General features: G+C 57.6%; 13 protein-coding genes and 1 pseudogene. 5 read left to right on the top strand and 9 right to left on the bottom strand.

Going from position 1 to position 11,518, the window contains the following annotated elements; translation table 11 throughout:
* The 3 genes and pseudogenes from eno to B3V69_RS11235 all read right to left on the bottom strand — a co-directional run.
* Positions 1-341: pseudogene (gene eno / locus B3V69_RS11245) on the bottom strand (phosphopyruvate hydratase); the annotation flags it as partial.
* Between the two features lie 42 nt (positions 342-383).
* Positions 384-1,235 (bottom strand): 3-deoxy-8-phosphooctulonate synthase, encoded by an 852-nt coding sequence (kdsA, locus tag B3V69_RS11240; RefSeq protein ID WP_296446559.1) that lies wholly within the window; start codon positions 1,233-1,235, stop codon positions 384-386.
* Positions 1,235-2,902: a CTP synthase gene (locus B3V69_RS11235; RefSeq protein ID WP_296446556.1), complete on the bottom strand. Its 1,668-nt coding sequence runs from the start codon at positions 2,900-2,902 to the stop codon at positions 1,235-1,237. Before B3V69_RS11235 ends, kdsA begins: the two co-directional genes overlap by 1 nt.
* Before the next feature lie 73 nt (positions 2,903-2,975).
* Here B3V69_RS11235 and coaBC point away from each other — a divergent pair, with 73 nt between their 5' ends.
* Positions 2,976-4,196, top strand: coding sequence for a bifunctional phosphopantothenoylcysteine decarboxylase/phosphopantothenate--cysteine ligase CoaBC (gene coaBC / locus B3V69_RS11230; RefSeq protein WP_296446554.1), 1,221 nt, complete (start codon positions 2,976-2,978; stop codon positions 4,194-4,196).
* Positions 4,197-4,201: 5 nt separating this feature from the next.
* Complete coding sequence (dut, locus tag B3V69_RS11225; protein WP_296446568.1) at positions 4,202-4,648, top strand: dUTP diphosphatase; 447 nt, start codon at positions 4,202-4,204, stop codon at positions 4,646-4,648.
* 1 nt (position 4,649) lies between these two features.
* Here dut and B3V69_RS11220 read toward each other — a convergent pair whose 3' ends face one another.
* Positions 4,650-5,183: an FKBP-type peptidyl-prolyl cis-trans isomerase gene (locus B3V69_RS11220; protein ID WP_296446552.1), complete on the bottom strand. Its 534-nt coding sequence runs from the start codon at positions 5,181-5,183 to the stop codon at positions 4,650-4,652.
* 40 nt (positions 5,184-5,223) lie between these two features.
* Between B3V69_RS11220 and B3V69_RS11215 the strand changes: the two genes are divergently transcribed.
* Genes B3V69_RS11215 through B3V69_RS11205 form a run of 3 tightly spaced genes read left to right on the top strand, consistent with a single transcriptional unit; the run spans position 5,224 to position 7,333 of the window.
* Positions 5,224-6,357 (top strand): cupin domain-containing protein, encoded by a 1,134-nt coding sequence (locus tag B3V69_RS11215; RefSeq protein ID WP_296446551.1) that lies wholly within the window; start codon positions 5,224-5,226, stop codon positions 6,355-6,357.
* On the top strand, positions 6,347-6,871 hold the full coding sequence (locus B3V69_RS11210; RefSeq protein ID WP_296446550.1) for a hypothetical protein: 525 nt from the start codon (positions 6,347-6,349) through the stop codon (positions 6,869-6,871). The genes B3V69_RS11215 and B3V69_RS11210 overlap by 11 nt, the downstream gene beginning before the upstream one ends.
* Positions 6,872-6,922: 51 nt before the next feature.
* On the top strand, positions 6,923-7,333 hold the full coding sequence (locus B3V69_RS11205; RefSeq protein WP_296446549.1) for a hypothetical protein: 411 nt from the start codon (positions 6,923-6,925) through the stop codon (positions 7,331-7,333).
* A 151-nt stretch (positions 7,334-7,484) separates the two neighbouring features.
* On the opposite strand, the gene bamC is transcribed toward B3V69_RS11205, so the two are convergent.
* The 5 genes from bamC to B3V69_RS11180 are packed head-to-tail and all read right to left on the bottom strand — an operon-like array spanning position 7,485 to position 11,462.
* Entirely contained in the window at positions 7,485-8,564 is a 1,080-nt protein-coding gene (gene bamC / locus B3V69_RS11200; RefSeq protein WP_296446548.1) for an outer membrane protein assembly factor BamC, read from the bottom strand.
* A 44-nt stretch (positions 8,565-8,608) separates the two neighbouring features.
* Positions 8,609-9,502, bottom strand: coding sequence for a 4-hydroxy-tetrahydrodipicolinate synthase (gene dapA / locus B3V69_RS11195; RefSeq protein ID WP_296446547.1), 894 nt, complete (start codon positions 9,500-9,502; stop codon positions 8,609-8,611).
* A gap of 36 nt (positions 9,503-9,538) precedes the next feature.
* Positions 9,539-10,123: a class I SAM-dependent methyltransferase gene (locus B3V69_RS11190; RefSeq protein ID WP_296446546.1), complete on the bottom strand. Its 585-nt coding sequence runs from the start codon at positions 10,121-10,123 to the stop codon at positions 9,539-9,541.
* A 15-nt stretch (positions 10,124-10,138) separates the two neighbouring features.
* Positions 10,139-10,264 (bottom strand): hypothetical protein, encoded by a 126-nt coding sequence (locus B3V69_RS11185; protein ID WP_296446545.1) that lies wholly within the window; start codon positions 10,262-10,264, stop codon positions 10,139-10,141.
* Between the two features lie 4 nt (positions 10,265-10,268).
* Positions 10,269-11,462 (bottom strand): MFS transporter, encoded by a 1,194-nt coding sequence (locus tag B3V69_RS11180; RefSeq protein ID WP_414707516.1) that lies wholly within the window; start codon positions 11,460-11,462, stop codon positions 10,269-10,271.
* Positions 11,463-11,518 lie beyond the last annotated feature (56 nt).

Genomic DNA, 11,518 nt, shown 5'->3' with positions numbered 1-11,518 from the left:
ACGGCCAACATGGCATTGGCGCCCAGGCGTGATTTGTTTTCGGTGCCGTCCAGATCAATCAGTGTCTTGTCCAGAAACGCCTGCTCGGAGGCATCCAGGCCCAGCACCGCTTCGGAAATTTCGGTGTTGATGTGTTCAACGGCTTTGAGTACGCCCTTGCCCAAGTAGCGGCTTTTGTCGCCATCGCGCAGTTCAATGGCTTCACGGCTGCCGGTTGAGGCCCCCGACGGCACCGCTGCACGGCCCATGGTGCCGGATTCCAGCAGGACGTCGCATTCCACGGTGGGGTTGCCCCGGGAATCAAGAATTTCGCGACCGACGATGTCAACAATTGCACTCATTGATTTCTTTCAAAAACAAAAAATAAAACGAAGATAAAAAAACTAAAAACTATTTTCCAGAAAGCCGTTTTTCTTGGTCACCGCGTCCAGTGCCACCAGCGTCTCCAGCAAGGCTTTCATGTGCTTGAGCGGAACGGAGTTGGGTCCGTCACTGAGCGCTTTGGAGGGGTCAGGATGGGTTTCCATGAACAGGCCGGCGATGCCCACGGCCACGGCGGCGCGGGCCAGCACCGGCACCATCTCACGTTGCCCGCCGCTGCTGGTGCCCTGTCCCCCCGGCAACTGAACCGAGTGGGTGGCGTCGAACACCACGGGGGCACCGGTCTCGCGCATGATGGCCAGGGAACGCATGTCTGAGACCAGGTTGTTGTAGCCAAAACTGGCACCTCGTTCACACGCCATGAAATTGTCTTCTTCCAGGCCTTTTTCACGTGCAGCGGCCCGTGCCTTGTCGATCACGTTTTTCATGTCGCCCGGTGCGAGAAATTGCCCCTTTTTGATGTTGACCGGCAGGCCCGACTGCGCCACGGCGCGGATGAAATCGGTCTGGCGGCACAAAAAAGCAGGAGTTTGCAAAACGTCCACGACCGAGGCCACTTGTGCGATCTGGTCTTCCGAGTGGATGTCGGTCAGCACGGGCAGATTGAGCTCGCGCTTGATCTTGGCCAGTATTTCAAGTCCCTTGTCGATGCCGGGGCCGCGGAACGTGCTGCCGCTGGAACGGTTGGCCTTGTCAAAGCTGCTCTTGAAGATGAATGGAATGCCCAGGCTGGAGGTGATTTCCTTCAAGGTGCCGGCGGTGTCCATCTGCAACTGTTCCGACTCAATCACGCAGGGACCAGCGATCAGAAAGAAACGGTGCTGCAGGCCGATGTCGAATCCGCACAACTTCATCAGGCCACTGCTTTCAAACTGCTGCCGACCGTCTGATGCTCCAGCGCCGCCTTGATGAACGCATTGAAAAGAGGATGCCCATTCCACGGCGTCGACTTGAACTCGGGATGAAACTGCACGCCCATGAACCAGGGGTGGACGCTTTGCGGCAGTTCGACAATTTCGGTCAGTTGCTCACGTTGCGTCAAGGCCGAAATCACAAGTCCGGCCTTTCGCAGCGTGTCCAGGTAATTCACGTTGGCCTCATAGCGGTGACGATGGCGCTCTATGACAACGTCGCCGTAGATCTTGTGCGCCAATGTGCCTTTGACCACGTCAGAACTTTGCGCGCCCAAGCGCATGGTGCCACCGAGATCGGAGTTCTTGTCGCGGGTTCTGATGGTGCCGTCCTCGTCTTTCCATTCGGTGATCAAGGCGATCACGGGGTTGGGTCCGTTGGGCTCGAACTCTGTGCTGTTGGCGCCTGTCAGGCCCGCCACATGCCTTGCAAATTCGATGGTGGCCACTTGCATACCCAGGCAGATGCCCAGATAGGGAACCTTGTTTTCCCGCGCAAATCGAGCCGCACAAATCTTGCCCTCGACGCCGCGTATGCCGAAGCCGCCAGGCACCAGAATGGCGTCAAACTTGGCGAGTTGCATCACGCAGTCCGGCGTGATGGTCTCTGAATCGATGTAATCGATCTTCACCCGCACATGGTTTTTCATGCCGGCGTGGCGCAGTGCTTCGTTGAGCGATTTGTAGCTGTCACTCAATTCCACATACTTGCCGACCATCGCGATGTTGACTTCGCCTTGCGGGTGCTCTGTTTCATACACCAGGTCGTCCCAACGTTTCAAATTGGCCGGTGGCGTGTTCAGCCGCAATTTGTCGCAAATCAGGCCGTCCAGGCCCTGCTCGTGCAACATGCGTGGCACTTTGTAAATCGTGTCCACGTCCCACATGGAGATGACACCCCAGTCGGGCACGTTGGAAAACAGGGAAATTTTTTCCCGCTCTTCCGTAGGAATGGGCCTGTCAGCACGGCAGATCAACGCATCGGCCTGAATGCCAATCTCCCGCAACTGCTTGGCGGTGTGCTGGGTGGGTTTGGTTTTGAGTTCGCCGGCCGCCGCGATCCAGGGCACGTAGCTCAAATGAACAAAGGCGCTGTTGTTGGGCCCCAACTTCAGGCTCATCTGGCGCACAGCCTCCAAAAAAGGCAGGGACTCAATGTCACCGACGGTGCCGCCAATTTCGACAATGGCGACATCGACCGCTTCGGGTGTTCCAAAGCGGGCGCCACGTTTGATGAAGTCCTGGATTTCATTGGTGACGTGCGGAATGACCTGAACCGTTTTGCCCAGGTAGTCGCCGCGTCGTTCTTTTTCCAGCACGCTTTTGTAAATTTGGCCGGTGGTGAAGTTGTTGGCTTTGCGCATCCGTGTTTCCACGAAACGCTCATAGTGGCCAAGGTCAAGATCGGTTTCGGCGCCATCGTCAGTGACGAACACTTCGCCATGCTGAAATGGCGACATGGTGCCGGGATCGACGTTGAGGTAGGGGTCAAGCTTGATTAAAGTGACTTTGAGGCCTCGCGATTCCAAAATCGCTGCTAAGGAGGCTGAGGCGATTCCCTTGCCAAGGGAAGACACCACACCGCCGGTGACGAAGACAAATTTGGTCATGTCAGAGGGAGCTGCACGCTCGGGGAGGTGGTAAAGCGAGATTATAGGCGCCTTGTCTGATACATTGCGGGCCATGAATGACCTTGCTGGAAAACACATTGTTCTGGGGCTCACCGGTGGCATTGCCTGCTACAAGGCGGCTGAATTGTGCCGAGCCTTGATCAAGGAGGGCGCCACGGTGCAGGTGGTGATGACCGCCGCTGCCGAGCATTTCATCACGACGGTCACCATGCAGGCACTGAGTCAACGTATGGTTTATGGCTCACAGTGGGATGCGCGGGAGCCCAACAACATGCCACACATCAATCTCAGTCGCGAGGCCGATGCGATCCTGATCGCGCCTTGTAGCGCTGATTTCATGGCCAAACTGCTGCACGGGCGGGCCGATGAGCTGTTGAGCCTGATGTGCCTGGCGCGTCCGCTGGACAAGGTTCCTTTGCTGATAGCGCCCGCCATGAACCGTGAAATGTGGGCTCATCCGGCCACGCGACGCAATGTGGCGCAGCTGACAGCCGACGGCGCCACGGTTTTTGATGTCGGCCAAGGCGATCAGGCCTGCGGTGAAACAGGCGACGGCCGCATTCTGGAGCCTCAGGAGTTGCTGGACGACGTGATCGCTTTTTTCCAGCCCAAAACGCTGGCTGGCCAGCACGTGCTGGTCACGGCTGGACCCACTTATGAAGCAATTGACCCGGTACGCGGCATCACCAATCTGTCCAGCGGGAAGATGGGATTTGCCATTTGCCGGGCCGCCCGCGAGGCGGGGGCAGAAGTGACGCTGGTGGCGGGGCCGGTGAGTCTGGCAACGCCACGTGGCGTCAGACGGGTGGACGTGAGGTCTGCCAGGGACATGCTGCAAGCGGTGCAGGAAGAAGCGCCCGCTGCGACTGTTTTCATAGCGACTGCGGCCGTGGCCGATTGGCGACCGGCCAATGCAGCGGACCAAAAGATCAAGAAGGACGGTTCGGGCAGAACGCCAGAGTTGAGCTTTGTGGAGAATCCGGACATTCTGGCCGCCGTGGCGCAGTCCCCGCGAGGCCAAAGCCGGGCCTTGTACTGCGTGGGTTTTGCGGCGGAGAGCCATGATCTGCTGGCCAACGCGCAGGCCAAGCGCCTGCGCAAAGGGGTCCCCCTGTTGGTGGGCAATATCGGGCCGGCCACTTTTGGGCAGGATGACAATGCGCTGCTGTTGGTGGATGAGGTAGGCGTGAAAGATATGGCACGCGATACCAAGCTCTCGCTTGCTCGTAAATTGATAGCAGAGATCGCAATAAGAATGAGGGCTAGAGGCTAAAAATGATGAGAATAGACGTCAAGATCATCGATTCGCGGATGGCCGACCAGTTGCCCGTCTACGCTACGCCAGGCAGCGCCGGGCTCGATTTGCGGGCCTGCCTGAGTGAGGCGCTGACCTTGCAGCCCAACGCGTGGCAACTGGTGCCCACCGGCATTGCCATCTACTTGAAAGATTCGAATTTTGCCGCGCTTATCCTGCCTCGTTCAGGCTTGGGGCACAAGCACGGGATCGTGCTGGGCAATCTCGTGGGTCTGATTGACAGCGATTACCAGGGGCAGCTCATGGTGAGTGCATGGAACCGCAGTGACGTCGCCTTCACCATTGAGCCCATGGAGCGCATCGCGCAGCTTGTCATTGTTCCTGTGGTGCAAGCGCAGTTCAATGTGGTGACCGAATTCCCCGCCAGTGAACGCGGGGAGGGCGGCTACGGTTCCACCGGCAAGTCCTGAGTCAGTGCAAGGTGTCGTTGCCGGGGGGCGTTGCGTGCAGCGGCTGAATCTTGAAAAATCCGGTTCCGGCGGAACCACGTCCAATCTCTTCTTCGGTGGCATCCCGAACTGACTCGACCGTCAGGCTCAGTCGCAAAGCGATACCCGCCAGAGGATGGTTTCCATCCAGCACGACATGCTCGGGATAGATTTCAGTGACGGTGTAAAGCACATTTTTGGGTGCGTCCAGGTTACAGCCCGCGGGCAGTGACGCGCCTTCAAACGTCATGCCCTCTTCGAGTTCCGGAGGGAAGAGTTGGCGGGACTCCAAGAACACCAGTTGATCATTGAAATCGCCAAAACCCTGTTCGGGCTCGATTTGCAGGTCGAGCGTGGCACCCACTTCGTGGCCCTGCAAGGCTTCTTCAATCGCCTGAAAGAGGTCTTCGCCGCCGACCAGAAACTCGACCGGCTCGTCGAGCACGTCAAGTTCCTCACCCAGGGTGTCTTTCAGGGTCCAGGTCAGCGCGACCACACATTGTTGTTTGATTTCCATAGGAGAATTGTCGCAGTTTAAAAAATGATCGGAGATTCAAATGGACGTGAATCAAGCCTTGCAATTGTTGGGCGGTTTGAGCCCCCAATTATTCATGAAACGGCATTGGCAAAAGAAGCCACTGCTGGTGCGACAGGCAGTTGCCAACTTCAAGCCTTTGCTGGACCGCGGTGAACTGTTCGAGCTGGCGTCCCGTGAGGACGGTCAGGCGCGTCTGGTGATTCAGGAGCCGGGACAGGTGCCGGCTTGGCGATTCAAGCAGGGGCCGTTCGAGCGGCGTGCATTGCCCGCCCTGAAGCGCCCGGGCTGGACGCTTCTGGTGCAAGGGGTTGATCTGTACCATGATGCCGTCCACGACCTGTTGAATAAATTCCGCTTTGTGCCAGATGCCCGGATGGATGATTTGATGATCAGCTATGCCACCGATGGCGGTGGCGTCGGGCCGCACTTTGACAGCTATGACGTGTTTTTGCTGCAGGCGCAGGGTCGCAGGCGCTGGCGGATCGGGCGGCAAAAAGACCTGACTTTGCAGCCGGACGTTCCCTTAAAGATATTAGCCAACTTTGTGCCGGAGCAGGAATTTGTGCTGGAGCCAGGAGACATGTTGTATTTGCCGCCACGATACGCGCATGATGGCATCGCGGAGGGTGAATGCATGACGTATTCGATCGGATTCAGGCAGCCCAGTCGGGGTGAGTTAGCCCGTGAACTGTTGCAGCGGCTGGCTGAGGACGCGCAAGACCTCGTCGGGGTTTCCATGTATCGGGACTCACAACAGGCAGCGGTCGATCAACCCGGTGAAATTCCGAGACAGATGGTCGAGTTTGCGCGAGATGCCCTGCAAGGGGCTCTGCAGGACCCGGACGCGCTGGGGCGGGCCTTGGGTGAGTATCTGACCGAGCCCAAAGCCAATGTCTGGTTTGAAACGGTGGAGCCCGGCGCCATGCCATCGGTGGAGCCAGTGCGCCTTGATCGTCGTACGAAAATGATGTTCGATGCACGCCACATTTTCATTAACGGAGAAAGTTTCAGAGCGTCCGGACGCGACGCCACGTTGATGCGGCGTTTGTCTGATCAACGCTGCCTGAGCCGCCAGGATTTGGGGCGGACCAGCGCCGAAGCACGCGCTTTGCTGCAAACCTGGAGTGAAGCGGGGTGGCTGCATGGACTCTGAGAAACCCGCTGCATCGCCGAATTCGCCACCTGGCCCCTTGGCTAGTGGGCGATTCTCCGGCCGCGAAGCCTTTGAGAAGCTGGTGCGTGATGCGCTTGCGCGCGCCGCCCATGATGGGTGGCAAGAGATCATTTTGAGTGATGCCACCTTTGAGGATTGGCCGCTGCGCGAGCGCTCCGTGCTTGAATCCCTGCATGCCTGGTCGGCGGCTGGTCGGCACATGACCTTGCTGGCGACGCGTTACGACGAGGTGATGCGAAACCATGCTCGGTTTGTCTCGTGGCGAAAAACATGGGGGCACATTATCGACTGCCGGGTATGCCGTGTGACGGATTCAGCTGATTTTCCCAGTGCTATCTGGAGTCGAGCCTGGTTCATGCATCGGCTGGATCCACAGCGCAGTACCGGAACTTGTGGCTATGACAGGGAGCGCTCGGTTCAGCTCAGGGAAACCCTTCATGAAAAACTCCGCCATAGCGCTCCGGGGTTCCCAGCGACGACCTTGGGTTTGTAATCGCGTGTTGTCCAAGTACCGTGGAAAAATGATATTTTTCCCCTATAATTCGTGGCTAAGCAAAAAGAGCTCGAGTCATTTTTGCTTGGTCGTTGCAGTTTCTCTGCATTGACAATTTCCGGAAATTGTTTCGTTAACTCACTAGGTATTTTTCAAATGAATAAATCGCTCGTTTTGGCCGCTGTTATTGCTGCCGCTGCTTTGGCCGCTTGTGGTAAAAAAGAAGAAGCTCCAGCACCGGTTGTGGTTCCTGTCGTTGTTGCTCCTGCACCAGCACCTGAAGCCGCAGCCTCCGCCGCTGCGCCAGTCGCTGACGCTGCCGCTTCTGCCGCTACCGCTGCTGGCACTGCTGCCGCTGATGCTGCTACCGCCGCTGGCGCTGCCGTCGTTGACGCGGCCAAAGGCGCTGCTACCGATACAGCCAAGAAGGCCGCTGACGCTGCCGCCGCAACCAAGAAGTAATCTTGCATCGTCAACTTTGTTGATTGAAAAAGCCACCGCAAGGTGGCTTTTTTTCGTCTGGACAAAACTAAATACTGAATCTATCTGATTGCGAAAAATGGGTGGGCTGCTAAAGCCCACATTTTTGGTATCGCAGGTTTTCGCGACCCAGCTACCTGAGGTCGTCGGCAATAACTTTCACGATTCGCTGCGCGTTACCGGAGGTGTCTGCTGTGCCACTGGCGTTTAGCACGGATACCGTTGTTGACTCTCCTTGACTGACAATCGCGATGCGGTATTTCAAGGGCGCCGCATTGGCTTTCGAGCCACTGAAGAGTTTTCCCAGGAAGCTTGGTTCTGATTTGTCTGCAACGGGTTCGACATAGCGGACAAAGTAAATGCCCTTGCTGCGGTCGCGATCCTCGACGGTGAACCCGGTACGGTCCAGCGACAAACCAACACGCCGCCAGGCGCGGTCAAAGCCTTCGTCGATTTGAACCACGGGCTGCCCGTTGACCGCAGTGACCCGCGAACTGTTCTTGCTGACTTCAGCCGCCACCAGTGCCTTGGATTGCGCCTGGGTCACACCCAGCTTGACCATCAGTCGGCGCAAAAACTCTGCTTCGAGTTCCGGGTCGGCGGCACGGGGTTGCCACATCGTCGTGTCTTTTAGTGTAGTGTTGTAAACCTCGATCATGCCCCGATGACTGATGAAGATGTCGGTCCCGCCGCTTGCATTGCGTTCAAGACGGGTACGAAACTTATCGCGTTCTCCGGTCGAATACAGTGAGTCGAGCACTTTCCCCAGCGTGTTACGAATAAAGTCTTGCGGTAATTTGGCCCGGTTTTCGGCCCAGTCGGTTTCCATGATGCCCAGATTGGCCTGGTCCATGGCTAGCAGGAAACCATTTTCCTGCCAGAAGTCGCGCACCGGTTCCCACAGTTGGTCGGCCGGCCGATTGACGACGAGCCAGCGCTGCGTACCGGCACGTTCAATATGAACATCGCCTAAGGACGTGACGGCGGTCGGTACGGATTGGGTGGTTTGGCCAAGTTGGAAGCTGGACGCGGTCACGGCTCCACCGGGAACCGCATAGCGGGTGTCACGAGACAGTTGGGTCAGATCGGGGGGGACGTCAAGAGACGGGCCTTTGCCAGCGCTTTTGTAGTCAATTTTGTCGCTGTCGAGAGCCGAGCACGCTGCCAGCGTCAGTGAAAGGCTCAGCAGCGCAAGTCTGGAAAAATGATTCACAAAAAATGTCCCTTTGGGTTATAGGTGAGGCCTGATCAGATCGATCAGAGCAGGCCGGTTGCGTGCAAAGCGCTTTCAACCACAGCTTCATTGGCTTGGGTCAACGGTGTCATGGGCAGACGCATGGTGCCACCGCACAAATTCATCCGCGCCATTGCCCACTTCAGAGGAATGGGGTTGGCCTCCACAAACAGGTTCTTATGCAGAGGCAGCAGCTTGAACTGAATCTCCATGGCCCGTTTGGTGTCGCCCGCCATCGCTGCAACGCACAGTTCGTGCATGAGTCGCGGCGCCAGATTGGCGGTAACGCTGACGTTGCCCTGTCCGCCGCACAGCATGAGGGCGACCGCAGTCGGATCATCGCCGGAATAAATGGCAAAGCCTTTCGGCGCTTCCCGGATCAGCCACTGCGCCCGCTCAATGTTGCCGGTCGCTTCCTTGATGCCCACGATGCCCGGCACTTGGGCCAGACGCATGACGGTGTCATGGGCCATGTCTGCCACGGAACGACCGGGCACGTTGTACAAGACCATCGGAAGATCAACCGCTTGCGCAATCGCCTTGAAGTGCAGGTACAGGCCTTCCTGGGTCGGCTTGTTGTAGTAGGGCACAACCTGCAACTGGCAATCTGCGCCCACCTTTTTGGCAAACTTTGTCAGTTCGATCGCCTCAGCCGTGGAGTTGGCGCCGCACCCCGCCATGACCGGTACGCGTCCCGCGCACTGCTCCACAGAAACACGGATGATTTCGCAATGCTCTTCGACATTCACGGTTGGCGACTCACCGGTGGTGCCGACGACGCCAATGCAGTCGGTGCCTTCCGCGATGTGCCAGTCGATCAGTTTGCGCAGGGTGGGGTAGTCCACACTGCCATCATCAAACATGGGTGTGACTAGCGCCACGATGCTGCCCGTGATTTGGCTGGTTGAGAATGTCATGTCCGAGTGGTGATAATCAGTAAAAGAGCATTCTAACTAGAGCGGGTAAAGCTTAGGCGCCTGATCGGTTTCATCGCGCAAATCGGATCGTGCCGCGGTGATTCGTTGCACAAAGCGAGGCGGATTTTGAAGGAATCCTTCTTCAAAGGCGACGATGCGCAGACTCTTAAAAGCCACCAACAGCTCCGCGGGTCGCAAAAGAAAATCGGGCCTTGACGGTTTTCCGACGGTTTCATTTCCTTGGGAAAAAGTCTCGTAAATGAGGATGCCGCCGGGCGCCACGCTTTGGGCAATCACCGGGAACAGCGGTCGCCATAAATAGTTGGTGACGATCACGGCCTCGAACTGGCGCAACAGGATGCCGTTCATCAGGGGCCAGGGGCTGTTTTCGATGTCTGCCAGAACAGCCTCACCGAAATTGGACGCCGCGTCAATCGCCTCGGATGAGCGATCGATGCCAGTGACCGCGTGGCCCTTTTCGGCAAACCACTGCATGTGGCGACCTCGTCCGCATGCAATGTCCAGAACCGACCCGCCGGGCGGGACCAGGTGCGACCAGCGTTTGACCCAGCCAGAGACGGGTCCCAGGCCATGTGCGTCTGCCGTTGGTGATTTATCCAAAACACCTATCCTTTTTCAAAAACAGGCCCAGACCTGGTTCGCGAGAGTGACCAGAAAATCGGGGCGTGTATAGAGCGCAAACACCGCCAAAAGCACGCCAAGGGCAGCCGCGTAGAGTAGAAGCTTGTGGCTGTGCTTCATGATGTCAGGCTCCCTGCGCTGCCGTGCCACGGATGATCGTTGATTCTTTAATCGGCAGATTCACCAGCGCGGCGACCACGCCCAGCGCAATCGCGATGTACCAGACCACGTCGTAGCTTCCCGTGCGGTCATACAGGTAGCCACCCAGCCAGACCCCCATGAAAGAGCCGATCTGATGGCTGAAAAACACAAAGCCGCTCAGCATGGAAAGATGTGTCACGCCAAAGATCTGTGCCACCGTGGCATTGGTTACCGGCACCGTGGAAAGCCATAACAAGCCCATGACAGCGGAAAAAACATAAACGCTGAGAGGCGACAGAGGCGCCAGCAAAAACACCGAGATGGCGGCGGCTCTGGCAAGATAGATAAAGGCCAGGATATTTCTCTTCGGCAATTTTTGTCCCAGAACTCCCGCCGCATAGGTGCCAAATACATTGAACAAGCCGATCAGCGCCAGGGCGTAGCTCGCTACTTGCGGTGACAGGCCCTTGTCTCTCAGGTAGCTGGGCATGTGGACGCCAATGAAGACGACCTGGAAGCCGCACACGAAATAGCCGGCCATCAGCAGCTGAAAGCTCGGGTATTTGAAGGCTTCGCGCAACGCTTGAAGAATGGTCTGTTCGCGGCGACTGGCCGCGCCACCGGTCAATCCGGGTTCCCGCAAACCCCAGGCCAGCGGCACCATCATCAACGAGGCCAGGCCGAGGATCACCAAGGCTTCTTTCCAGCCCGAGCTGCTGATCAAAAAGCCCTCGGTTGGCACCATCAAAAATTGACCAAAGGACCCGGCTGCCGCCGCGATCCCCATGGCCCAGGAGCGTTTGTCGGCCGAGACGTTGCGGCCAATCACGCCGTAAATCACGGCATAGGTGGTGCCGGCCTGCGCCATGCCAATCAGCACCCCGGCCGTGGCGGAAAACACCAATGGCGTCGTGGCGCCCGCCATGCCGATCAGCCCGAGCGCGTAGAGCAAGGCGCCGCCCACGATGACTTTGAAGGCGCCAAACCGGTCGGCCACCATGCCGGCAAAAATGCCGGAAAATCCCCAAACCAGATTCTGGATGGCGATGGCAAATGCGAATGTTTCGCGGCTCCAGCCCTGACTTTGCGTGATCGGCTGCAGCCACAGGCCGAAACCGTGGCGTATGCCCATGGACAGCGTCACGATGGCCGCGCCACACACAAGAACTTGCGTCATGGAAAGTGTTTTGCTTGAATTTTGCATCCTGCAAATGTAGCCAATCTGATGTGGTG

This window comes from Rhodoferax sp. UBA5149, assembly GCF_002413825.1.
In the GTDB taxonomy this organism is placed as follows: domain Bacteria; phylum Pseudomonadota; class Gammaproteobacteria; order Burkholderiales; family Burkholderiaceae_C; genus Rhodoferax.
This window is presented reverse-complemented; position numbering and strand designations above follow the sequence as displayed.